Raw genomic sequence first — 24,033 nt, 5'->3', positions numbered from 1 at the left:
CCGGGCCGCCGGGCTGCGGGTCACGCAGCCCCGGGGGCGACCACACCGATCAGGAGGAGCGCCATGAGCGACCCGCAGGCCAGCAAGCCGATCCTCACCACCCGTCAGGGTCACCCCGTGCACAACAACCAGCAGCAGCGGACGGTCGGTTCGCGTGGCCCGGCGACGCTGGAGAACTACCACTTCCTCGAGAAGATCAGCCACTTCGACCGGGAGCGCATCCCGGAGCGGGTGGTGCACGCGCGCGGCTTCGTCGCGCACGGCGAGTTCGAGGCGTACGGGACGATCGGCGACCAGCCGGCGTCGACGTACACCCGGGCCAAGCTGTTCCAGACCAGGGGCAAGACGACCCCGGTCACCATCCGCTTCTCCACCGTCATCGGCGGCCGGGACTCCTCCGAGACGGCCCGCGACCCGCGCGGCTTCGCGGTGAAGTTCCGCACCGACGACGGCAACTGGGACATGGTGGGCAACAACCTCCAGGTCTTCTTCATCCGCGACGCGATCAAGTTCCCCGACGTGATCCACTCGCTGAAGCCGGACCCGGTGACCTTCCGCCAGGAGCCGAACCGGATCTTCGACTTCATGTCGAACACGCCCGAGTCGATGCACATGCTGACCTGGCTGTTCTCCCCGTACGGCATCCCGAAGAACTACCGGACCATGCGCGGGTCCGGGGTGAACACCTACCGGCTGGTCAACGCCGAGGGCGAGGGCGTGCTGGTCAAGTTCCACTGGCTGTCGCAGCAGGGCGAGCACAACCTCACCCAGGCCGAGGCGGACGCCATCCAGGCCACCGACCTGGGCCACGCGTCCAAGGACCTCTACGAGGCGATCGAGCGCGGCGAGTACCCGAGGTGGGAACTCAACGTCCAGGTCATGAGCGACGACGAGCACCCGGAGCTGGACTTCGACCCGCTCGACGACACCAAGATCTGGCCGGAGGAGGACTTCCCCTACCTGCCGGTCGGCATGATGACGCTCAACCGCAACATCACCGACCACCACAACGAGAACGAGCAGATCGCCTTCGGCACCGGCGTGCTGGTCGACGGGATCGACTTCTCCGACGACAAGATGCTGGTCGGGCGCACGTTCTCCTACTCGGACACCCAGCGTTACCGGGTCGGGCCGAACTACCTCCAGCTGCCGGTCAACCGGCCGCGCGAGGACGTGGTCGTCAGCACCAACCAGGGCGGCGGCCAGATGTCGTACGGGGTGGACAACCGGGGCGGCAACCCGCACATCAACTTCGAGCCGTCCTCGGTCGCCGGGCTCCGCGAGGCCGACGAGTCCTACCGGGAGTACCGCCCGTTCGTCTCCGGCCAGGTCATGAAGGCCCCGATCGAGCGGCAGAACAACTACTCCCAGGCGGGCCGCCGCTACCGTGAGATGGCCGACTGGGAGCGCGACGACCTGATCCTCAACCTGACCACCCTGCTGGCACAGTGCGACAAGCACATCCAGGAGAAGATGGTCTGGCACTTCAGCCAGTGCGACGAGGACTACGGCCGTCGGGTCGCCGAGGGTCTCGGCATCTCCGTCGGCGCCTGATCCGCACCACCCACCGAACGCCCCGCCGGCCCCCGGCGGGGCGTTCGTCCGCTGTGGACGTCTGTCCGGTAGGCCCGACGCGACGGACGGTAGTGCATCGGGCGGGATTTACGTATCCTGCCCAAGGCGTCCGCCGGACGGGCCGGCACCGTGAGCCGCGACCGTCCGACCCGGACGCTGCCCGGCCGGCGCCGGCGCCCCCGCAGCCACACCTTCCGGGCGAGGTCTGATTGAAATCCCGCGACTGGCCGATCCGCTCCAAGCTGACCGCGCTGGTCGTCGTCCCGGTGACCGCGCTGCTGGCGCTCTGGATCTTCGCCACGACGCTGACCTTCGGGCCGGCCCTCGACCTGCTCGCCGCCCGGACCCTTCTCTACGACCTCGGCCGCCCCGGCGAGACGGTGGTGGCCGAGCTGCAACGGGAGCGCCGGCTCTCGGTGGTGCACCTGGCCGGCGGGGAGGTCGCGCCCGGGCTCGCCGAGCAGCGCCAGCGGACCGACCGCGCGGTCGCCGAGCTGCGCCGCCGGGTCGGCGGTGAGGAACTGCGCGACGCCGCCGGCGACCACCTCGACACGCGGCTCGACCACCTCGTCACCGCGCTGGACGCGCTGCCCGCCGGGCGGGGGTTCATCGACCGGCGCGAGGTCGACCGGGCCGGCGCGGTCGGGCTCTACAGCGGGATGATCTCCTCGGCCTTCCAGGCGTTCTCGGCCATGGCGAACCTGCCCGACCGGGACCTGAACCGTCAGGCGCTCGCCGTCACCGCGCTCGGCCGCAGCCGGGAGCTGCTCGGCCAGACCGACGCCCTGCTGGCCGGGGCGTTCACCGCCGGCCGGTTCGCCGAGGGCGAGCACACCCAGGTCGTGCAGACCATCGCCAACCAGCGGTTCCTCGCCGAGGCGGCGGTCGCGGACCTGCCCGATGCGGAGCGCGCCGCGTTCCAGCGGCTGACCGAGGGGGAGGTCTTCGGCCGGCTGCGGACGATGCAGGACGCCCTGGTCGACGCCCGGTCGCCGACCCGGCCGGCGGTGGACCCGGCGCAGTGGCAGGCCAGCTACGAGGCCGTGCAGCAGGCGCTGCGGGAGTTCGAGCTGGCCCAGGCCGACGGGCTCGCCGACCGGTCGGTGCCGACGGCCGTCGGCATCCTCGTCCGGCTCGCCGCCGCCGGGGTGCTCGGCCTGGCGGCCGTCGTGGTCTCGGTCCTGGTGGCGCTGCGGGTCGGTCGTTCCCTCGCGCAGCGGCTCACCGGCGTACGCACGGCCGCGCTGGACATGGCCGAACGCCGGCTGCCCGACGTGGTGGCCCGCCTGCGCCGAGGCGAGCAGGTCGATGTCGCCCGGGAGGCGCCCGCGCTGGAGTACGGCGGCGACGAGATCGGCCAGGTGGCGCGGGCCTTCACCGAGGTGCAGCGGACGGCGGTCCGCTCGGCCGTCGACGAGGTCACCCTGCGCCGGGGGCTCAACGAGGTCTTCCTCAACATCGCCCGCCGCAGCCAGGGGCTGGTGCACCGGCAGCTCGCCCTGCTCGACCGGATGGAGCGGCACACCGAGGACCCGGACGAGCTGGCCGAGCTGTTCCGCGTCGACCACCTCGCCACCCGGCTGCGGCGGCACGCGGAGGACCTGGTCATCCTGGCCGGCGCCGCCCCCGGGCGGGGCTGGCGCAACCCGGTCGCGATGGTCGACCTGATCCGGGGCGCCATCTCCGAGGTGGAGTCGTACGACCGCGTCGACATCGCCGCGGTGCAGCCCGGTGGCGCGCTGGGGCGGGCCGTCGGCGACGTGATCCACCTGCTCGCCGAGCTGATCGAGAACGCCGCGGCGTTCTCCCCGCCGCACAGTCGGGTGGAGGTCTCCGGACAGCACGTGGCCAACGGCTACGCCGTCGAGGTCACCGACCGCGGCCTGGGCATGACCGCCGCCGCGCTGGAGGACGCGAACCGGCGGCTGGCCCGGTCCCCCGACTTCGAGCCCGCCGAGACGGCCCGGCTCGGCCACTTCGTCGTGGCCCGGCTCGCCGCCCGGCACGGCGTCCGGGTGCGGCTGCGCCCGTCCGACGGAGGCGGCTTGACCGCCGTCGTGCTCATCCCCGCCGACCTGGTCACCGACGAGCCGCCCCTGCTGCCCGAGGGCGTCGCCCCGCCGGAGCGCCAGCCCGGGGCGACGCCGGAGGAACGGCGGATGGCCCGGGCGAGCCGGCTGAGCACGCTGCCCCGGCCCCGTACCGCCCGAGCCGCCGAACCCGGCGCGACGCCGCCTTCCGCAGCCCCGCCCGCCACAGCCGCGCCCGCCGCAGCCCCCGCCGCGCCGGACCAGCCCGGTCGTGCCGCCGGCCCGGCCCCGTCCGCGTCCGGCGTCGGGGGCCCGGCCTCCGCCGGCCCGGACCGGCCCGCCTCCGCGTCCCGAGGCCCAGCCCTCGCCGGCCGGGTGCCCGGAGGCCCCGGCCCCGCCGAGAGCGCCGGGGAGATCGACGGGCTGCCGCGTCGGGTGCGGCGTCACGGGCCGGCCGTCTGGCAGCGGCGGTCGACGCCGGACGCTCCCGGGGGCGGTCCGGCGGTCGGGTACCCCGCGGCGGCCCGGCACCCGGTCGTCGACGGCCCGACGCCGCGGCCACCGGTGATCGATAACCCGGCCCCGCGCACTCCGGAGGAGGCGCGGCGCGCCATGTCCGCCCTGCAGGCGGGCACCGCCCGTGGCCGTGCCGCGGCTGGCGGCGCGACGGCTGACGCGGCCGTGGCCGCCGGCGCCCCGGCGGCCGGTGGCGACACACCGGAGCAGGCCGCAGAGCCGACCCCGACCCCGACCTCGACCTCGACCTCGATACCGACCCCGACCCCGACCTCGATACCGACCCCGACGCCGGCCGAGCCGCCGGCGGAACCGGACCCCGTGACCGCGACTGAGAGGGACGCCTGATGCTGCATCCGACGAGGCAGAGCGCCGATCTCGACTGGTTGCTCGACGACCTGGTGGAACGGGTGCCGCCCGCCCGCCAGGCGGTGGCGCTGTCGGCCGACGGGCTGCTGCTCGGCTCCTCCACCAACCTGGACCGCGCCGACGCCGAGCACCTGTGCGCGCTGGCGTCCGGCTTCTCGAGCCTGGCCCGGGGCGCGAGCCGGCAGGTGGCCGGCGGGGCGGTCCGGCAGACCGTGGTGGAGATGGAGTCGGCGTACCTCTTCGTCACCGCCGCCGGGCAGGGGGCCTGCCTGGCGGTGGTCAGCGACGCGGACGCGGACATCGGCCTGGTGGCGTACGAGATGGCGATGCTGGTCACCCGGGTGGGGGAGTACCTGAGCGCCCCGGCCCGGTCGGCGGCGGGGGCTGCCGATGCGGGCTGAGTCCCCCGGGCCGCAGCACGAGTGGCTCGACGACGACGCCGGCCCCGTCGTGCGGCCCTACACCCTCACCGGCGGGCGGGTCCGGTCGTCCGCGGACGGCTTCGACCTGGTCGCGTACGTGCTGGCCGAGCCGGCCGCCGACCCGGTCGCCCACCCGGAGCTGCACCCCGAGCATCGGCGCCTGGTGTCGCTGGCCGCCCGGCCGGTGCCCGTCGCCGAGTTGGCGGCCGAGCTGGACCTCGCGGTGGGCGTGGTCCGCGTCCTGCTCGGCGACCTGCTGGCCCGGGGACTGGTCGCGGTGCACCAGCCGACGGCCACCGCCTACCTGCCCGACGACGACATCCTCAAGGCGGTGGTCAGTGGACTCCGTGCGCTGTGACGAGGCTGGTTCCGCTCCCCGGATCCCGCTCGCGCTGAAGATCCTCATCGCCGGGGGCTTCGGCGCCGGCAAGACGACGCTGGTGAGCGCGCTCAGCGAGGTCCGGCCGTTGCAGACCGAGGAGATCCTGACCGGGGCCGGGGTCGACACCGACGACCTGTCCGGCGTCGAGGCGAAGTCGACCACGACGGTGGCGATGGACTTCGGCCGGATCACGATCAACGACGACCTCCAGGTCTACCTGTTCGGCACCCCGGGCCAGGACCGCTTCTGGTTCCTCTGGGACGAGTTGGCCTTCGGGGCGCTCGGCGCGGTGGTGCTCGCCGACACCCGTCGCCTGGCGGACTGCTTCCCGTCGATCGACTACTTCGAGCAGCGGGGCATCCCGTTCGTGGTGGGGGTGAACTGTTTCGACGGCGCCCGACGGTTCAGCCTGGAGACCGTACGCCAGGCGCTGGACCTCGACCCCGACGTGCCGCTGGTGCTCTGCGACGCGCGGGACCGACAGTCCGGCAAGGAGGTGCTGATCGCCCTCGTCGAGCACGTGGCCCGGCAGCGCGGCGAGCCGGTGCCGGCGGCCTGAGCCCGCCGGCGCGGCCGGTCCCGTCGACCGGCCGCGATTCGGCGCGGCTTTCGGGGGCAAGGAGCCGGCACAGGGGGAAGCCTCTGGTTGGATCGACGGAGGAATCGGCGGAGGGTGGAACCGGTGACGGAACAGGGCGCGGTCGTCCACATCGGCGGCTACACGGCACACGGTGGGGGCCGGGGCACCGGCATCGTCGCGGCGCGGCGGGACCCGGGCTCCGGCGAGCTGTCCCCGCTCGGCACCGTCGCGGTCACCCCGGCGCCCTCCTTCCTCGCCCGGCACCCGCGGCTGCCGGTGCTGTACGCGGTCAACGAGCTGCCCGACGGCGAGGTCAGCGCCTTCCGGGTGGCCGCCGACGGCGACCTCACCCCGCTCGGCACCCGGTCCACCGGGGGCGCGGAGCCCTGCCACCTGGCGGTCGTCCCGGACGGCGGCCACCTCGTCGTGGCCAACTACGGCGGCGGCAGCGTGGCGGTGTTCCCGCTCGGCCCCGACGGGGTGCCCGGCGAGCGCAGTGACCTGGTGCGGCACGAGGGGCACGGGCCGGACCCGGAGCGCCAGGCCGGCGCCCACGCCCACATGGTCAACCCCGACCCGGGCCGGGGCCCGCTGCTCGCGGTCGACCTCGGCACCGACTCGATCTACCGCTACGACCTGGACGCCGCCTCCGGTCGGCTGGTGCCCCGGGCGCCCCGGGTGCGGGCGGCCGCCGGCTCCGGCCCCCGGCACCTGGCCCGGCACCCGGACGGCCGGCGGTGCTGGGTGGCGGGGGAGCTGGACGCCTCGGTGACCGCGTACGAGTTGACCGCCGAGGGTGCGCTGCACCAGCGGGGCCGGGTCGACGCCAGCGACCGGCCCGGGCACGTCCAGCCGTCGGAGATCGCGGTCGGCCCGGACGGCCGCTTCCTCTACGTGGCCAACCGCGGGGTGGGCACGATCGCGGTCTTCGCCCTGGCCGGCGAGCTGCCGGAGCTGGTGGCCGAGGTGGACACGGGCGGGGAGTGGCCGCGGCACTTCGCCCGGGCGGGGGAGCACCTCTACGTGGCCGACGAGCGGGCCGACATGGTCCGGGTCTTCCGGGTGGACTCGGCCACCGGTGTGCCGGCCCCGGTCGGGGAACCGGTGGCGGTGCCCAGCCCCACCTGCGTCCTGCCCTGACCAGGCCAGATCAACGCGGCGAGGCGAGGCGGTCACTCGTCGTCGACAATTTGGTGGTCGAGTGTATATCCTGCGTAACTTTCGTCCGAACGGTTGTGGCAGCCACCGAGGCGGGTACGCAGTATGGTCAGCGTGTCAGCAGGCCGCCATCGCATGCGTTCCAACGTTCACGCAGCTACCGCCGCCGTTGCCGTCGGCGTGCTCGCCGTGACGGCCGGCGGCTGGTTCGGCTACCGGCAGCTTGCGCAACCGGACTGCTCGGGCAGGATCGAGCTGTCCGTCGCCGTCGCCGACGAGCTCGCCCCCGCCGTCGACGCGGCGGCCGCGCGGTGGGTCGAGGACGGGGCCGCGGTCGGCGGGACCTGCATCGCGGTGAAGGTCTCGGCCTCCGACCCGGTCGACGTGGCCGCGACGGTCGCCGCCAAGCACGGTGTCACGCTGGCCGGCGTCGGGCAGGCCAGTGGCACGGCGGTCAGCCCGGACGTCTGGGTGCCCGACTCCTCCACCTGGCTGCTGCGGCTCAAGACCGGCGGCGCCACCGCCTTCGACCCCGGCAACGGCGCGTCCATCGCCCGCAGCCCGGTGGTCGTGGCGATGCCGGTGCCGATCGCCTCGCGGCTGGGCTGGCCGCAGAAGAAGTTCAGCTGGACCCAGCTCCTCCAGCAGGTCCAGAGCGACAAGCCGCTGCGTACCGGCATCGTCGAGCCGACCCGCGACGCGGCGGGGCTGTCCGGCCTGCTCTCGCTGACCGCCGCCGCCAGCGCCACCGGCGGCCCGGACGCCGAGAAGGACAAGGTCGCCGCGCTGCGGGCGCTGGCCACCGACCGCTCGGCGCTGCGGCCGGACCTGCTCGCCCGGTTCCCCACCGCGTCGGACGCGACGACGGTCGCCAGCAGCCTCGGCGCGGCGGCGCTGTCCGAAGAGGACGTGATCCAGTACAACAGCAAGAAGCCGCCGGTGCCGCTGGCCGCGCTCTACCTGGAGCCGGCGCCCGCGCCGCTGGACTACCCGTACGCGGTGCTGCCCGGCATCGAGCCGGCCAAGGCGTCGGCGGCGCGGGAACTCTACGAGGTGCTCACCACCGCCGACTTCCGCGACAGGCTGGCGGCCCAGGCGCTGCGGGCGCCGGACGGCAACTGGGGCGCGGGCTTCGACGCCCCGCAGGGCGCACCCAGCCCGGCCGGCGGCGCGTCGGCCCCGCCGGCGACCGGCGGCACCGCGGCGACCGGCGGGCCCGATCCGCAGAACATGGACCGGGCGCTCTCCAGCTGGTCGATCGCCACCCAGTCCGGCCGGATGCTGGCCGTCATCGACGTCTCCGGCTCCATGAAGGAGAAGGTGGCCAACGCCGGCAACGCGACGCGGCAGCAGGTCACCGCGGAGGCGGCCCGGCGCGGGCTGAACCTCTTCGACGACTCCTGGTCCATCGGCCTCTGGACGTTCTCCACCGAGTTGGTCGGCTCCCGCGACCACCAGGAGTTGGTCGCCATCGGGCCGCTGTCGCGGCAGCGCGGCAAGCTGGAGCAGGCGCTCGGCTCGATCCGGTCCTCCAACGGCAGCACTGGCCTCTACGACACCATGCTGGCGGCCTACCAGAAGGTGCAGGACAACTGGGAGCCGGGCCGGGTCAACTCGATCGTGCTGTTCACCGACGGCAAGAACGAGGACTCCGACGGCATCACCCAGCAGCAGCTGCTGGCCGAACTCAACAAGATCAAGGACCCGGAGCGGCCGGTGCAGGTCGTGATCATCGGTATCGGCGGCGACGTCAGCAAGGCCGAGCTGAAGTCGATCACCGACGTGACCGGCGGCGGCGCCTTCGTCACCGAGGACCCGACCAAGATCGGCGAAATCTTCCTCCGGGCGGTCGCGCTGCGCAAGGCCCCGGCCTGAGTGACGAAGCAGGGCGCGCAGGGCCCGTCGTACCGTTGGATCCGGTACCGCGGGCCCTTTCCCGCCGCTGGGTCCGTCGGGAAAAGTGACGGCAATACGTCGGAAGCAATCGGCCACCGTGGTTGTCGGGGCAGGATGTCGTAGTGCTCCGCGGCCGGCCCGCGACGGGCCGGTCGACGACCGGGGCCGTCGGCATGCGAAGTGGGGAGGGCCGGTGACCTCGGCGACGCTGTTGACCCCCGCCCGAGCGGCGTCGCCGGACCAGCCGTGGTCCGGGCAGGCGGCCCGCACCGACGAGCGCGCCTACGTCCGCTCCCTGGTGGTGCTGGACACCATCATCCTGACCATCGCCGTGCTCATCGGGTACGTGGCCCGCTTCGGCGGCGACACCCCGGGCGGATCGAAGGTCCCGTACGTCGTGGTGGCTCCCGGGCTCGTCGTCGCCTGGTTGATCTCGCTCCGGGTGCTGCGCTGCTACGACGACCGGGTCCTCGGGTACGGCGCGGACGAGTACCGGCGGGTCAGCGCCGCCAGCCTGCGCCTCGCCGGTGGCATCGCGATCGTCGGCTACATCGCCGACGTCGGCGTCTCCCGGGGCTTCCTGGGCATCTCGTTCGCGGTCGGCGCCGTCGGTCTGGAGGTGGCCCGGTTCGCCGCGCGCAAGCGGCTGCACCGGGCGCGGTCCCGGGGTGCGGGCTGGTCGCGCAAGGTGCTGGTGGTCGGCGACACCGCGCACGTGCTGGAGCTGGTGCACACCCTGCGCCGCGAGCCGTACGCGGGCTACCAGGTGGTCGGCGCGTGCATCCCCGACGCGCTGCTCGCCCCGGTCGCCCAGCGGCTGGGCGACGTGCCGGTGGTCGGCTCGTTCCGGGGCATCCCCGAGGCCGCCACCGCCATCGGCGCGGACACGGTCGCGGTGACCGCCTCCGGCGAGCTGACCGCCACCCGGCTGCGGCGGCTGGGCTGGCAACTGGAGGGCACCGGCGTGGACCTGGTGGTGGCACCCGCGCTGACCGACGTCGCCGGCCCGCGCATCCACACCCGGCCGGTCGCCGGCCTGCCGCTGATCCACGTCGAGGCGCCCGAGTTCCGCGGCGCCCGCAAGCTGGTCAAGGGCTTCGTCGACCGGGCGGCCTCCTCGCTGGCCCTGACGCTGCTGCTGCCGCTGCTGGCCGTCATCGCGCTGGCGATCAAGCTCGACAGCCGGGGGCCGGTGCTGTTCCGCCAGACCCGCGTCGGGCAGGGCGGCCGGGAGTTCGGCGTCTACAAGTTCCGCACCATGGTGGTGAACGCCGACGCCCTGCTGGCGGAGCTGGCCTCCCGCAACGAGACCGACGGCCTGATGTTCAAGATGCGCGACGACCCGCGGGTGACCCGGATCGGCCGGCTGCTGCGCAAGTGGTCGCTGGACGAGCTGCCGCAACTGGTCAACGTCCTCTTCGGGCAGATGAGCCTGGTCGGCCCCCGCCCGCCGCTGCCCTCCGAGGTGGCCCGCTACGACGGGGACGTGGCCCGCCGGCTGCTGGTCAAGCCCGGTATGACGGGGCTCTGGCAGGTCAGCGGCCGGTCCGACCTCAGCTGGGAGGACGGCATCCGGCTCGACCTCTACTACGTGGAGAACTGGTCGCTCGCGGCCGACCTGACGATCCTCTGGAAGACCTTCGGTGCCGTGGTCAACAGTCGCGGGGCGTACTGACCCGCCCCGGCGGGCGTCAGTCCTGCGGGCCGGTCCAGTCCAGGCACACCACGACCGCGTCGTCGACCAGGTCACCGGCGACGAACGCGCGCAGGTCGCCGATCAGCGAGCGCACCGCGTCCAGCGGCTCCATCGGCCCGGTCCGGCGCAGGAACCGGTCCAGCGCGGTCTCGCCGTACCGGACGTCCTGCCCGGTGGCGTCGACGACGCCGTCGCTGACCACGAAGAGCCGGTCGCCCCGGCACAGCTCGATCCGCTGCTCGTGGTAGTCGGTGGCCTCGAACATGCCGAGCGGGAACTGCGCCTCCAGCGGCAGCTGGTGGACCTCCCCGTCGCGCAGCAGCACGAGGCGGGGCGACCCGGCGTCGACCACGGTCAGCACCCCCGAGCGCAGGTCGAGGTCCATCAGCAGCGCCGCGAGGTGCTGGTCGCCGCGGTGCAGGTCGTAGATCGCCTGGTCGGCGAGGGCCGCCTGGTCGGCGAGGCCGAGCCCGGCCCGGCGGGCGTTGCGCAGCGCGTACGTGGCGAGCGAGGTGAGCATGGTGGCGGCTACCCCCTCGCCCGTGCCGTTGATGGTGGAGAGCCAGACGCGCTCCCCGTCGTCGGACCAGTCGAAGCTGTCGCCGCGCACCGCGTACGCCGGTTCGAGCTGCCCCGCGAGGCTGAACGAGGGCCGGATCCGGCTGCGGCCGGGCAACATCTCCCACTGCATCTCGGCGGCGAGGGTGAGCCTCCTGCTGCGCCGTGCGGCCCGGTAGACGTCCGTGCCGGCGCTGACCGCGGCGATCTCGTGGGCCAGCGCGGTGGCGGTCTCCGTCAGTTCGTGGAGCGCCCCCGGGTCGCCGGGGGCCGGCGCCACCCGCAGCACCCCCCGGCGTTCCCCGCGCATCGACACCGGCAGGTACGCGGTGTCGTCGGCGACGATCGGGGTCTGGTGGTCGAAGCAGCGCCAGGCGGGGTGCCCCGGGCCGGTGACCGGCTCCCCGTCGCCGAGCGGCAGCAGCGCCGCCAGCCGGTAGTCGACCTGGAGGAGCTGCACCCGGGTGATCCCGTAGGCCCCGGCCAGGGTGTCGGCGACCCGGTCCAGCAGGAGATCGGCGGGCGCCTCGTTGAGGGCGCGCCGTACCCGGTCGACCGGTTCGCTCATCCTTGGCTCCTTGGTCGCGAGCCCGCACCAGCGGTTTCGGAGTAGTCTCGGGCGCACCATGGCGGAAGTGCACGGTCCCCAGGGGCCCCAGACGAGTATGGCTGCCGAGCTCGACGCGGTGGCCGATGCCCTGCTGACGGTCTGGGAGGCCGCGCGGGAGCGCACGACCAGCCGCGTCTCCGGCGCCCAGCTGCGCGCGATCATGCTGGTCGAGCAGCACGACGGGATCAACCTCCGCCGCCTGGCCACCGGGCTCGACATGCTGCTCTCCTCCGCCAGCCGGCTCTGTGACCGGCTGGTCGCCGCCGGCATGATGGAACGCGAGCCCGGCCGCCTCGACCGGCGGGAGATCTCGCTGCACCTCACCCCGGAGGCCCACCGGCTCCTCGCCGAGCTGCGCGACGACCGGCGGCAGCAGCTCGCGGCGATCCTCGGCGACATGACCCCCGAGGGGCGGCAGGCCCTGCTGCGGGGCATGCGGGAGTTCGACGAGGCGGCGCGCCGCCGCCACGCGTCCGTCCAGTCCGTCGAGCCGGCCGGCCCCTGGTCCGGCGCGGGCGGCCCGGCGGAGCCTCGGGTCGGCCCACCGAAGCAGGAGTGGCCCGGCGACGAGCCGAGGGTGGCCAGGACGGCCTGACCCGCCGGCGGCACGCCCGGACCGTCCGCAAGCCGGGCTCAGGGCTGCCGGGTCAGCCAGCCGGCGGGTCGGGCGAGGATCCGGCGGATCACCGAACCGGCCCCGCCGACGGCCGCCGCCGCGCCGCCGAGCGCCGCGGGGCGGACGGTGACCGGCGACCAGGCCGCGGTGAGCACCCGGCGGGAGACCTCGGCGAGCACCGGCGGGCGGAGCCAGGGCGCCAGCGGGGCGTACCCGCCGCCGAGCACCACGGTGTCCAGGTCCAGCAGGTTGACCACCCCGGCCACGGCGACCCCGAGCGCGGTTCCGGCGTCGGCCAGGGCGTGCAGCGCCGCCGGGTCGCCCGCCCCGGCCAGCTCCGCGAGCCGGGTCGTCGCGGTGTCCGCCGGGAGGTCCGCGCCGGCCAGGCCGGCCGCCGCGAGGATGGCCTCCTGACCGGCGTACGTCTCCAGGCAGCCCCGAGCCCCGCACCGGCACGGCCGGCCGTCGGGGCGGACCGGGACGTGGCCGATCTCGCCGCTCCAGCCGCGGGCGCCCCGGAACAGGGAGCCGTCCAGGACGATCCCGGCGCCGATGCCGACCTCGCCGGAGACGTGCAGGAAGCTGGCCGGGCCGGCCGGTCCGGCGTGCAGCTCACCCAGCGCGGCGAGGTTGGCCTCGTTGTCGACCACCAGCGGTGGCACGCCGTCCACGTCCGCGGTCAGCGGCGGATGCCCGGCGAGGAGGGCGGGAACGGGCACGTCGCGCCAGCCCAGGTTCGGCGCGAGGCGGACCAGCCCGGCGTCGTCGACCAGGCCGGGCACCGCGAGGGCCGCGCCGGCCAGGGTGAGCCCCTCGCGGGCCGCCTCGGCGCGGGCGTGGGCGGCCAGGTCGGCCAGCCGGGCGACGGCCTCGGCCGGGGAGACCGGCCGGAGGTCGGCGCGGAGCACCGTGTGGTGGCGGACCCGGCCGGCGAGGTCGACCACGCAGGCGGCCAGGTAGTCGACGTTGACCTCCAGGCCAAGCCCGGCCGGGCCGTCGGTGGCGAGCACCAGGCCCCGGGACGGCCGCCCCGCGCCGGTCCGCGGCGTCGGCTCCGCCTCGCGCACCAGCCGGCCGGCGAGCAGGTCCTCCACCACGGCCGAGACGGTGGCCCGGGTCAGGCCGGTCCGGGTGGCCAGCTCGGCCCGGGACGGCGGGCGGTCGGCGGCGGCGATCCGGCCGAGCACCACGGCGAGGTTCCACTCGCGCAGGCTGCCCTGCCGGACCGGCCCCGGCGGGGCGTCGGGTCGGGTCACTCCTTGACGCTGCCACAGGTCGATCGAATAATTCAACCACTGAACAAATAGCGGACGACACCCCCGGAGGTCTGCCATGGCGCCCCGTCCCACCCCCGCCGACAAGTTCTCCTTCGGCCTCTGGACGGTGGGCTGGCAGGCCCGCGACCCGTTCGGCGACGCCACCCGGCCGGAGCTGGACCCGGTCGAGGCGGTGCACCGGCTCGCCGGGCTCGGGGCGTACGGGATCACCTTCCACGACGACGACCTGGTGCCCTTCGGCGCGGACGCCGCCACCCGCGACGGGCACGTCGCCCGGTTCCGCAAGGCGCTCGACGAAACCGGCCTGGTGGTGCCCATGGTGACCACCAACCTGTTCACCCACCCGGTGTTCAAGGACGGCGGATTCACCAGCAACGACCGCGACGTCCGGCGCTACGCGCTGCGCAAGGTGCTGCGCAACGTCGACCTCGCCGCCGACCTCGGCGCCCGCACCTTCGTGATGTGGGGCGGTCGGGAGGGCGCCGAGTACGACCTAGCCAAGGACGTCCGGGCCGCCCTGGACCGCTACCGGGAGGCCGTCGACCTGCTCTGCCAGTACGTCGTCGACCGCGGCTACGACCTGCGCTTCGCCCTGGAGCCCAAGCCGAACGAGCCGCGCGGCGACATCCTCCTGCCCACCGTCGGGCACGCCCTCGCCTTCATCTCCACCCTGGCCCACCCCGAGCTGGTCGGGCTCAACCCCGAGGTCGGGCACGAGCAGATGGCCGGGCTGAACTTCGCCCACGGCATCGCCCAGGCGCTCTGGCAGGGCAAGCTGTTCCACATCGACCTCAACGGCCAGCGCGGCGTCAAGTACGACCAGGACCTGGTCTTCGGCCACGGCGACCTGCTCAACGCGTTCGCCCTGGTCGACCTGCTGGAGCACGGCGGCCCCGGCGGCGCGCCCGCCTACGACGGCCCCCGGCACTTCGACTACAAGCCCTCGCGCACGGAGGACACGGCCGGCGTCTGGGCGTCGGCGGAGGCGAACATGCGGACGTACCTCCTGCTCAAGGAGCGGGCGGCGGCCTTCCGAGCGGATCCGGAGGTGGCCGAGGCGCTGGCGGCCAGCCGGGTCGCCGACCTCGGCACGCCGACGCTGGCGGCGGGAGAGGGCCACGCCGACCTGCTCGCCGACCGTTCCGCGTTCGAGGAGTTCGACGTCGACGGGGCCGCCGCGCGGGGCTTCGGCTTCGTCCGGCTCAACCAGCTCGCCGTCGAGCACCTGCTCGGCGCGCGCTGAGGGCCGCCGGAGATGCCGCTCGTCGCCGGGGTCGACTCCTCGACCCAGTCCTGCAAGGTCGTCGTCCGGGACGCGGAGACCGGTGCCCTGCTCCGGCAGGGCCGGGCACCGCACCCGGACGGCACCGAGGTCGACCCGTCGGCGTGGTGGTCCGCGCTGGCCGCGGCGGTCGACGCCGCCGGCGGGCTGGCCGACGTCGCGGCGGTCTCCGTCGCCGGCCAGCAGCACGGCATGGTCTGCCTCGACGCGGCGGGTACCGTCGTCCGGCCCGCGCTGCTGTGGAACGACACCCGCTCCGCCGGGGCCGCCGCCGAGCTGGTCGAGGAGGCCGGCGGCGGGGCGGCCGGCCGCCGGTTCTGGGCGGACGCGGTCGGCAGCGTGCCCGTGGCCAGCTTCACCGCCACCAAGCTGCGCTGGCTGGCCCGGCACGAGCCGGAGCACGCGGCCCGGGTGGCGGCCGTCTGCCTGCCACACGACTGGCTGACCTGGCGGCTGGCCGGCGCGCCCGGCCTGGCGGCGCTGCGCACCGACCGGGGCGACGCCAGCGGCACCGGCTACTGGTCCCCGGCCACCGGCGACTACCGGCTCGACCTGCTGGAGCGCGCCTTCGGCCGGCGCCCGCACGTGCCGGCCGTGCTCGGCCCGGCGGAACCGGCCGGCGCGCTGCGCCCCGACGCCTTCCCGGCCGGCCCGGGACTGCCCGACGGGGCCGTGCTCGGCCCCGGCACCGGAGACAACGCCGCCGCCGCGCTCGGAGTCGGCGCGGGGCCGGGCGACGTGGTGCTCTCCATCGGCACCTCCGGCACCGTGTTCAGCGTCGCCGACACCCCCGCCGCCGACCCGACCGGCGCGGTCGCCGGTTTCGCCGACGCCACCGGCCGCTTCCTGCCGCTGGTCTGCACGCTCAACGCCGCCCGCGTGCTCGACGCCGCCGCGGCCCTGCTCCGGGTCGACCTGGACGAGTTGGCCGCGCTGGCGCTCGCCGCCCCCGCCGGCGCGGACGGCCTGGTCGTGGTGCCCTACCTCGAGGGCGAGCGGACCCCCGATCGGCCGCTGGCCACCGGCGCGGTACACGGACTGACCCTGCGCACCTCGACCCCGGCCCACCTGGCCCGGGCCGCCGTCGAGGGCCTGCTCTGCGCCCTCGCCGACGGCCTCGACGCGCTCACCGCCCAGGGCGCCACGGTGCGCCGGGTGATCCTCGTCGGCGGGGGAGCCCGCTCGGTGGCGGTGCGCCGGATCGCGCCCGAGGTCCTCGGGGTGCCGGTGGTCGTCCCGCCGCCCGGGGAGTACGTCGCCGACGGCGCCGCCCGCCAGGCCGCCTGGGTCGCCCTGGGCGGCGCGGCGCCCCCCACCTGGCCGGTCCGGGACACCGAGGAGTACGCCGCCGCACCCGTCCCCGCCGTCCGCGAGCGGTACGCCGCCGCCCGCGGCCGCTTCCTCGACCGACTCGAACGCGCCCCGGCCGGCGAGGAGTAAACGACTGTACGGGCGCGCCCCGGCTCGCGATCATCGACGGATGCGAACCACCCCCCAAGCGGACGAGGCGCCGGTGACCGTCGGGACCGGCATCCCCTCGATGCTCCAGTACGACGACGCGGACACCCCCTGCGACGTCATCGACGCGCTGGTCCTGGCGGACTTCGTCACCGGCCGGCACCCGTGGTCGCACACGGTCCGGCTCTCCCGGGTGCGCCCCGACGCGCCCCTGACCGCCCCCGACGGGCGGCTGCTGCGTACGGCGGTGGAGAACCGGCAGCGGTCCCGCCTGCTGGCCGGCGACGGCTGGACGGCCCGGGTGGTCACCTGGAAGGGGCGGGGCGCCGAGGTGACCGTCACGGCCGTGACCGAGGAGATCGGCCGGGCGGCCCTCGACCGGATCGTCGACGGCGCCGCCGAACCGGAGGACCCGGGTGCCGGCCGGATCGGCTTCTGGCACCAGAACCCCCGCCGCGGCAGCCAGCGGGACGTGCGGTCGATCGCCGCGCCGGAGTGGGCGCAAATCCGGCCGAACTACGCCGCCGGGGCGCGCACCGCGCTCGACGCGCTGATGGCGACCACCCCGGAGCAACTCGCCGGCCGGTTGGTGCTCCTGCACGGAGCGCCCGGGACGGGGAAGACCACCGCCCTGCGCGCCCTCGCCCGGGCGTGGCGCGAGTGGTGCCAGGTCGACGCCGTGCTGGACCCGGACGTGCTCTTCGCGGACCCGGCGTACCTGTCGGAGGTGGCGGTCGGGGACGAGGACGGCGAGCCGGGCACGGGTCGCCGGTGGCGGCTGCTCATCCTGGAGGACTGCGACGAGCTGATCCGGGGCGAGGCGAAGCAGGCCGCCGGCCAGGCGCTGTCCCGGCTGCTCAACCTGACCGACGGGCTGCTCGGGCAGGGGCGCGACGTGCTCGTCGCCATCACCACGAACGAGGACCTGTCCCGGCTGCACCCGGCCGTGGTCCGCCCCGGGCGCTGCCTGGCCCGGATCGAGGTGGGCCCGCTGTCGTACGAGGAGGCGACGGGTTGGCTGGGCACGTCGGCGGGGGTGCCGCCCCAGGGGGCCACCCTCGCCGAGCTGTACGCGCTGCGTGCGGGCACGCCGGCCCCGCCCGCGGCCCCGCCCGCGATCGGCGGCTACCTCTGAGCCGCCCGACCCGCCCGCGCGCCGTCACCCGCTCGTGACCTGACCCTGGTTGGCTGCCGCTCATGACCTTGATGAGGGGCGGGGCGGCGCGGGTCTGGGGCGGCTCGGCCGCGCACCGGTTCTACAGCGTCGTGGTCTTCGTGCTGCTCGCCTCGCTGGACAACGTGGCGATCGGCCTGGTGCCCCCGCTGTACGGGCCGATCGCCGACGCCTTCGACGTGCCGCGGCGGCTGCTCGGCCTGGTCACCGCCGTGAGCTTCCTGGCCAGCGCGGTGGCGGCGGTGGGCTGGGCGTACGTCGGCGACCGCGCGAACCGCAAGCCGCTGCTGATGGTCGGCACCCTGATCTGGGCGCTGGGCACCGGCGGCAGCGCGGTCGCGGCGAACTACCCCGCGTTCCTGGCCGCGCAACTGCTGGCGGCGGTCGGGCTGGGCGCCGTCGGGTCGGTCGGGTTCTCGGTCGTCACCGACCTGATCTCACCCCGCCGGCGGGGGCTGGTGATGAGCTTCTGGGGGCTGTCCCAGGGGGTCGGCACGCTGGCCGGCACGCTGGTCGGCGGGCTGCTCGGGGCGGCCGACTGGCGGCGGCCGTTCCTGGCGCTGACGGTGGTCGGCCTGCTGGCGACCGCCGCCTACCTGTTCACCTACGACATCCGCCGGGGCCAGAGCGAGCCGGAGCTGGCCGACGCGCTCGCCACCGGCGCCGAGTACGACTACCGGATCAGCCGGGCGGACCTGCCGAGGATCCTCGGCAGGCGGACGAACCGGTGGCTGATCCTGCAGGGCCTCACCGCGCAGGCGGCCTTCGGGTCGCTGGTCTGGCTGCCCGTACTCTTCGCCGAGCGGGCCGAGGACCAGGGCTACTCCGCCGCCACCGCCGTGGTGGTGGGCAGCGTCTTCGCCACCCTGTTCCAGCTCGGCGGGGTGCTCTCCATCGTCGGCGGGCTGGTCGGCGACGCCCTGCAACGCCGTACGCCGAGGGGGCGGGCGCTGGTCGCGGCGGTCGGCATCCTCGCGGCGCTGCCGTTCTACCTGGTGCTCTTCTTCGTGCCGATCCGCATCGACGTGCCCGACGGCGCCGGCGCGGGGACGGTGGTCCGGGCGGTGCTGGCCAGCGTGGTCACCGAGCCGACGGTCGGGCTGAGCCTGCTCACCGCCGTGGTGGCGCTGGCGCTGACCTCCGCGAACTCGCCGAACTGGTTCGCCCTGATCGCCGACGTCAACCCGCCCGAGCACCGGGGCACCGTCTACAGCCTCGGCAACCTGGTGAACGGCGTCGGACGGGCGGCCGGCAACGGGCTGGTCGGGGTCGCCTTCCACGGGCTGCGGGCGGCCTTCCCGCCGCCGCTGAACTACGCCGTCGGGCTGGCCGCCTTCCAGCTCTTCTTCATCCCGACCGGGATCATGTACTGGCTGGCGTCGCGGACCTCGCCGACCGACATCGCCGACGTCCACGACCTCCTGCACACCCGCGCCGAGCGGCTGTAAGGAAGGGCCCCTTGTTAACGCTATGCGTTAACAAGGGGCCCTTCCTTACAGCTCAGGCCGGCCGGACCCAGACCGTGACGTCGGTGGGGACGGCGCCGTCGGTGTCGAGCGGGGCGCTGGCGTGCACCAGTTCGGTGCCGGCCGGCAGCGGCACGGCGGCGTCGCCGAAGTTGGTCAGCACGGTCAGCCCGCCGTTGCGGAAGGAGAGCACCTCGTCGCCGCTGGCGAGCCACTCCAGCGGGCCCGCGCCGAGGTCGTGCTCGCGGCGTAGCCGCAGTGCCGTCCGGTACAGCTCGTACGTCGAGCCGGGCACGCCCCGCTGCCGGTCCAGGGCGTGTTCCGCCCAGACCGGCGGCTGCGGCAGCCAGCTCGCGTCGGTCGGCCCGAAGCCGTACGACGGGGCGTCGGCCTCCCACGGGATCGGCACCCGGCAGCCGTCCCGGCCCCGCTCGGTGTGCGCGCTGCGTACCCAGGTCGGGTCCTGCCGCGCCTCGTCGGGCATCGTGGTGTGCTCCGGCAGGCCCAGCTCCTCGCCCTGGTAGAGGTAGGCCGAGCCGGGCAGGGCGAGCATCAGCAGGGTGGCCGCCCGGGCCCGGCGCAGGCCGAGCGCGGCGTCCGGCTGCGGGTCGCCGATGCCGATGCCGTTGGGCCGCTTGCCGCCGACGGGCAACCCGAGCCGGGAGGCGTGCCGGACCACGTCGTGGTTGGACAGCACCCAGGTGGTCGGGGCGCCGACCGCGTCGGTGGCCTCCAGCGAGCGGGTGATCACCGCGTACTGGGCGGGCGCGGTCCACGAGGCGAGCAGGTACTCGAAGTTGAACGCCTGGTGCATCTCGTCGGGGCGCACGTACCGGGCCAGCCGCTCGGCCGGCTCGACCCATGCCTCGGCGACCAGGATCCGCTCGCCCGGGTAGCCGTCCAGCAGCCGGCGCCACTCCCGGTAGATGTCGTGCACGCCGTCCTGGTCCCACATCGGCGGGCGCGGCTTGTCGACCTCCCGCCCGGAGAGGATCTCCTGCGGCTCCTGCCAGTCGGCCAGGTCGGCCTGCTTGATCAGGCCGTGCGCCACGTCGACCCGGAAGCCGTCCACGCCCCGGTCCAGCCAGAACCGCAGCACGTCCAGGAACTCCGCCCGCACCTCGGGGTTGTCCCAGTTGAGGTCGGGCTGCCCGGTGTCGAACAGGTGCAGGTACCACTGGCCGGGTCGGCCGTCGGGGTCGGTGACCCGGGTCCAGGCCGGCCCGCCGAAGACGCTCTGCCAGTCGTTCGGCGGGCGGTCGCCGTCCGGTCCCAGGCCGTCCCGGAACACGTACCGGTCGCGTTCGGGGCTGCCCGGGGCGGCGGCGAGCGCCGCGGTGAACCAGCGGTGCGCCGACGACGTGTGGTTGGGCACCAGGTCGACGATCACCCGCAGCCCGCGCGAGTGCGCCTCGGCGATCAGCCGGTCCGCGTCGGCGAGGCCGCCGAAGAGCGGGTCGACGTCGCGGTAGTCGGCCACGTCGTAGCCGGCGTCGGCCTGCGGCGACGGATAGAACGGCGACAGCCAGACCGCGTCGACGCCCAGCTCGACGAGGTGGTCGAGGCGGGCGGTGATGCCGGGCAGGTCACCGATCCCGTCGCCGTCGGAGTCGGCGAAGGAGCGCGGATAGACCTGGTAGATGACGGCCCGCGTCCACCAACCGGTGGCCGCGTCGGTGGGCGTGTCCTGGTGTGTCGGGTTGCTGTTCAGGGCCTTCTCCCGTGTGTCGAGCCGTACGGTCGGGTGCGTGGTGCCGGGGATCGGCGGTCCCCGTCAGTGTGCCCGGGGCGGCGCGGTCGATTCCCGCACGATCAGTCGAGTGGGCAGGATCACGGGCGTTCCCGGCGGGTCGCCGGGTGCCCGGCGGGCCGGGGCGCGGCCCGCGCCCGCGTCGGGGCCGGGCGGCTCTGGTCGCCGGCCGACGAGCGGGTCGAGCAGCATCCGGGCGGCCAGCCGGCCCTGCTCCGCCGCGGGCTGGGCGATCGTGCTCAGGCCGACGACGCGGGCCAGGTCGTGGTCGTCGACGCCGATGACGCTGACGTCCTGCGGCACCCGCAGGCCGGCGTCCCGCAGTGCCGTCATCGCCCCCATCGCCATCTCGTCGCAGGCGGCGAAGATCGCCGTCGGCGCGTCGCCGCGGCGGAGCAGCTCCTCGGTGGCGCGCGTGCCGCCGTCGATGGTGAACTGCGACTCCACGTCCAGGTCCGGGTCCGGGGCGAGGCCGGCGTCGCGCAGCGCGTCCCGGTAGCCCCGCCGCCGGTCGAGGTGCGTGGTGAAGGCCAGCTCGTCCTCCGGGTCGCCGGAGATGTGCGCGATCCGGCGGTGGCCCAGGTCGAGCAGGTGGCGGGTGGCGGTCCGCGCGGCGTCCACGTCGTCGATGCGTACGCAGGGCCAGCCCGGCACGACCGAGCCGGAGCTGACGGTCACCCCGGGCAGCGCCAGTTTCGTCAGGGCGATCAGGTCGGCGGGGCGCAGCGGCGTGGCGACCAGCATGATCGCGTCCACCCGCTTGTGCAGGTTGGCGGCGCTCAGCACCCGCTGGCGGGTCTGCTCCCGCCCGCCGAGGTTGTGCAGCAGCAGGTCGTAGCCCGACTGGTGGAGGAACTCCTCGACGGACTCCACGACGGTGGCGAAGAACCACCGGGTGATCCGCGGGACCACGACCGCGATGGCGCCGGTGCGCCCGCCGGCCAGCCGGGAGGCGCTCGGCGAGACGGCGTACTCCAGTTGCTCGGCCGCCGCGAGCACGCGCCGCCGGGTCGCGGCCGAGACCGTCGGGAGCCCACGCAGCGCCCGGGAGACGGTGGCCGTGGAGACCCCGGCCAGGCGTGCGACATCATCGATCTTCGTCACGGTACCCCCGCTTCGCGCCGGCTCCGCCGCCGCCGGTGTCCCGGCGGCGGCGGAGAGGCGTCAGCCCTTGACGCTGCCGGCGAGCAGGCCCCGCACGAAGTAGCGCTGGAGGGACAGGAAGACGATCAGCGGTACGACGATCGAGATGAACGCGCCGGCGGTGAGCCGCTGCCACTCGTTGCCCCGGGTGCCGGCCATCTCGGCCAGCCGAACGGTGAGCGGAGCGGTCTCGTTGCCGCCACCGGCGAAGATCAGCGCCACCAGCAGGTCGTTCCAGACCCAGAGGAACTGGAAGATGCCGAACGCGGCCAGCGCCGGGGTGATCAGCGGCAGGACGATGGTGCGGAAGATCTTCGGGTGGGTGGCCCCGTCGACCCGGGCGGCCTCCATCAGGTCTCCCGGGAGCTGCGAGATGAAGTTGTGCAGCAGGAAGACCGCGAACGGCAGCGCGAAGCAGGTGTGCGCGAACCACACCTGCGCGAACTTCTGTTCGTCGACCAGGTCCCACGCGGGCAGCACGGTGACCCCGCCGACGGTGACCCCGGTGGAGAAGAACTTCAGCAGCGGCACCAGCGCCATCTGCAGCGGCACGATCTGCAGCGCGAAGATCGCGATGTACACCCAGTCCCGCCCCCGGAAGTTGATCCAGGCCAGCGCGTACGCGGCCAGGGCCGCGAAGGCGAGCGGGAAGAGCACCGACGGGACGGTGATCGCCAGCGAGTTGATGAAGTAGCTGGCGAGCTGCCCGGACGACGAGGAACGCCCGAACAGCACCTCCTGGTAGTTCTCGAAGGTGAACTGCGGGTCGGTGAAGAAGGTCCACCACCCGCTGCTCTTGATCTGGTCCTCCGGCCGGAACGACGAGATGAACAGGCCGAAGGTCGGGATGGTCCAGAGCACCGCGATGACGATCGACACGAGGGTGGCGGTGCGGCTGTTCAGCCGCTTGCGCACCCGCGCGGCGGTGGTGGACGTGCGGCCGTCGGTCTTCTGGGTGCCGGCGGCGACGGTGGGCGTTGCGGTGGTCATCTCAGCCCTTCCGCTGCTGTCGGAGGTTGCGGATCTGGTAGATCACGATCGGCACCACCAGGACGAACAGGAAGACCGCCAGCGCCGAGCCCTGCCCGTTCTGGCCGTACCGGAACGCCTGGTTGTACATCTCGTTGGCGATCACGCTGGTGTCGTAGTTGCCGTTGGTGGCCGTCCGGACGATGTCGAAGACCTTGAGCGTGGCGATCGACAGCGTCACCACGACCACGATCAGCGCCGGCCGGATGCTCGGCATGGTGATCTGCCAGAACATCTGCCACGGGGTGACCCCGTCGAGGCGGGCCGCCTCCACGATGTCGGCGGGGATGGCCTTGATGGCGGCGGAGAGCACCACCATGGCGAACCCGGCCTGGATCCACACCATGATCACGATCAGCAGCAGCGTGTTCAGCGGCGACTCCAGCAGCCACTGCTTCGGTTCGCCGCCGAGGCTCACCACGATCTGGTTGAGCAGGCCGATCTGCTCCTGCCCGTCGCCGCGGTAGGCGTACACGAACTTCCAGATGATGCTGGCGCCGACGAAGGAGATCGCCATCGGCAGGAAGATCAGTGACTTGGCGACCGCCTCGAACCGGGCCTTGTCCACCATGACCGCGTAGATCAGGCCGAACGCGGTGGCGACCAGCGGGACGAGCAGCACCCAGATCAGGGTGTTCAGCAGCACCCGGACGATCGAGTCCTCCGAGAACATCCAGCCGTAGTTGCGCAGCCCCACCCAGTCGTTGCTGCCCGCGTCCATGAAGGACAGCATGGTGGTGCGGATGGCCGGCACCACCAGCCCGACGGTCAGCAGCAGCAGCGTCGGCAGCAGGAAGAAGAGCGCGAACACGCCCTCGCGCGGCTTGCGCCGGCGGGGGAGCGGGGCGCCGCTTGCGGAGGCGGCGACGAGCTGCGCCTCCCGGCGGCGGGCGAACCAGGCCGGCACCACGTCGAGGAGCAGGAGCAGACCGCCCACCACCGCGACGAAAGCGATCAGCCCGTACATCAGCATGAGGAACTTTGGCTGTTCCTCCGCGAAGTCGAACTCCATCGACCCTCCCAGGTCTGGATCTGCCGGTGGGCCG

At 74.3% G+C, this 24,033-nt stretch carries 19 protein-coding genes; 13 read left to right on the top strand and 6 right to left on the bottom strand.

Features of this window, described 5'->3' with window-relative positions:
• The first annotated feature begins 63 nt into the window (after positions 1-63).
• The 8 genes from ACZ6Q9_RS04225 to ACZ6Q9_RS04190 all read left to right on the top strand — a co-directional run bounded on the left by ACZ6Q9_RS04225 (position 64) and on the right by ACZ6Q9_RS04190 (position 10,603).
• Entirely contained in the window at positions 64-1,554 is a 1,491-nt protein-coding gene (locus ACZ6Q9_RS04225) for a catalase (RefSeq protein ID WP_396827715.1), read from the top strand.
• A gap of 230 nt (positions 1,555-1,784) precedes the next feature.
• Entirely contained in the window at positions 1,785-4,469 is a 2,685-nt protein-coding gene (locus ACZ6Q9_RS04220) for a sensor histidine kinase (protein ID WP_396827713.1), read from the top strand.
• The gene (locus tag ACZ6Q9_RS04215) at positions 4,469-4,891 is read left to right on the top strand and encodes a roadblock/LC7 domain-containing protein (protein ID WP_393260927.1); all 423 of its coding nucleotides are present in this window, start codon (positions 4,469-4,471) and stop codon (positions 4,889-4,891) included. Before ACZ6Q9_RS04220 ends, ACZ6Q9_RS04215 begins: the two co-directional genes overlap by 1 nt.
• Entirely contained in the window at positions 4,881-5,270 is a 390-nt protein-coding gene (locus ACZ6Q9_RS04210; RefSeq protein WP_393260926.1) for a DUF742 domain-containing protein, read from the top strand. The genes ACZ6Q9_RS04215 and ACZ6Q9_RS04210 overlap by 11 nt, the downstream gene beginning before the upstream one ends.
• Positions 5,251-5,853 carry a GTP-binding protein gene (locus ACZ6Q9_RS04205; RefSeq protein ID WP_350708658.1) on the top strand — a complete coding sequence of 201 codons (603 nt, stop codon included), beginning with the start codon at positions 5,251-5,253 and terminating at the stop codon, positions 5,851-5,853. The genes ACZ6Q9_RS04210 and ACZ6Q9_RS04205 overlap by 20 nt, the downstream gene beginning before the upstream one ends.
• 123 nt (positions 5,854-5,976) lie before the next feature.
• Positions 5,977-7,014, top strand: coding sequence for a lactonase family protein (locus ACZ6Q9_RS04200; RefSeq protein ID WP_396827711.1), 1,038 nt, complete (start codon positions 5,977-5,979; stop codon positions 7,012-7,014).
• 132 nt (positions 7,015-7,146) lie between these two features.
• Entirely contained in the window at positions 7,147-8,907 is a 1,761-nt protein-coding gene (locus ACZ6Q9_RS04195; protein WP_393451076.1) for a substrate-binding domain-containing protein, read from the top strand.
• Positions 8,908-9,121: 214 nt separating this feature from the next.
• On the top strand, positions 9,122-10,603 hold the full coding sequence (locus ACZ6Q9_RS04190) for a sugar transferase (protein WP_396827709.1): 1,482 nt from the start codon (positions 9,122-9,124) through the stop codon (positions 10,601-10,603).
• A 16-nt stretch (positions 10,604-10,619) separates the two neighbouring features.
• Here the strand turns inward: ACZ6Q9_RS04190 and ACZ6Q9_RS04185 are convergent, their stop codons facing one another.
• The gene (locus ACZ6Q9_RS04185; RefSeq protein WP_396827707.1) at positions 10,620-11,750 is read right to left on the bottom strand and encodes a PP2C family protein-serine/threonine phosphatase; all 1,131 of its coding nucleotides are present in this window, start codon (positions 11,748-11,750) and stop codon (positions 10,620-10,622) included.
• 97 nt (positions 11,751-11,847) lie between these two features.
• On the opposite strand from ACZ6Q9_RS04185, the gene ACZ6Q9_RS04180 reads away from it, so the two are divergent.
• The gene (locus ACZ6Q9_RS04180) at positions 11,848-12,387 is read left to right on the top strand and encodes a MarR family winged helix-turn-helix transcriptional regulator (protein ID WP_393260914.1); all 540 of its coding nucleotides are present in this window, start codon (positions 11,848-11,850) and stop codon (positions 12,385-12,387) included.
• 38 nt (positions 12,388-12,425) lie between these two features.
• On the opposite strand, the gene ACZ6Q9_RS04175 is transcribed toward ACZ6Q9_RS04180, so the two are convergent.
• Positions 12,426-13,664 (bottom strand): ROK family protein, encoded by a 1,239-nt coding sequence (locus tag ACZ6Q9_RS04175; protein WP_396827704.1) that lies wholly within the window; start codon positions 13,662-13,664, stop codon positions 12,426-12,428.
• Between the two features lie 76 nt (positions 13,665-13,740).
• On the opposite strand from ACZ6Q9_RS04175, the gene xylA reads away from it, so the two are divergent.
• The 4 genes from xylA to ACZ6Q9_RS04155 all read left to right on the top strand — a co-directional run bounded on the left by xylA (position 13,741) and on the right by ACZ6Q9_RS04155 (position 19,047).
• Positions 13,741-14,928, top strand: coding sequence for a xylose isomerase (gene xylA, locus ACZ6Q9_RS04170; RefSeq protein WP_393260908.1), 1,188 nt, complete (start codon positions 13,741-13,743; stop codon positions 14,926-14,928).
• Between the two features lie 12 nt (positions 14,929-14,940).
• Positions 14,941-16,407, top strand: a complete 1,467-nt coding sequence (gene xylB / locus ACZ6Q9_RS04165; RefSeq protein WP_396827702.1) for a xylulokinase — start codon at positions 14,941-14,943, stop codon at positions 16,405-16,407.
• Between the two features lie 40 nt (positions 16,408-16,447).
• Positions 16,448-17,560, top strand: coding sequence for a DUF5925 domain-containing protein (locus ACZ6Q9_RS04160; RefSeq protein WP_396827700.1), 1,113 nt, complete (start codon positions 16,448-16,450; stop codon positions 17,558-17,560).
• A gap of 62 nt (positions 17,561-17,622) precedes the next feature.
• Entirely contained in the window at positions 17,623-19,047 is a 1,425-nt protein-coding gene (locus tag ACZ6Q9_RS04155) for an MFS transporter (RefSeq protein ID WP_393260901.1), read from the top strand.
• A gap of 52 nt (positions 19,048-19,099) precedes the next feature.
• Here ACZ6Q9_RS04155 and ACZ6Q9_RS04150 read toward each other — a convergent pair whose 3' ends face one another.
• The 4 genes from ACZ6Q9_RS04150 to ACZ6Q9_RS04135 all read right to left on the bottom strand — a co-directional run bounded on the left by ACZ6Q9_RS04150 (position 19,100) and on the right by ACZ6Q9_RS04135 (position 23,999).
• The gene (locus ACZ6Q9_RS04150; protein WP_393261653.1) at positions 19,100-20,776 is read right to left on the bottom strand and encodes a glycoside hydrolase family 13 protein; all 1,677 of its coding nucleotides are present in this window, start codon (positions 20,774-20,776) and stop codon (positions 19,100-19,102) included.
• Positions 20,777-20,839: 63 nt separating this feature from the next.
• Positions 20,840-21,919, bottom strand: a complete 1,080-nt coding sequence (locus ACZ6Q9_RS04145; protein ID WP_396827698.1) for a LacI family DNA-binding transcriptional regulator — start codon at positions 21,917-21,919, stop codon at positions 20,840-20,842.
• A gap of 60 nt (positions 21,920-21,979) precedes the next feature.
• On the bottom strand, positions 21,980-22,948 hold the full coding sequence (locus ACZ6Q9_RS04140) for a carbohydrate ABC transporter permease (RefSeq protein WP_393260896.1): 969 nt from the start codon (positions 22,946-22,948) through the stop codon (positions 21,980-21,982).
• 1 nt (position 22,949) lies between these two features.
• A complete protein-coding gene (locus ACZ6Q9_RS04135; RefSeq protein WP_393260893.1) occupies positions 22,950-23,999 on the bottom strand; it encodes a carbohydrate ABC transporter permease in 1,050 nt (349 codons plus the stop codon).
• Positions 24,000-24,033: the final 34 nt, after the last annotated feature.

Source organism: Micromonospora sp. NPDC049139, assembly GCF_055586845.1.
The sequence above is the reverse complement of the archived record's forward strand: the minus strand, read 5'-3'. Positions and strand labels throughout refer to the sequence as shown.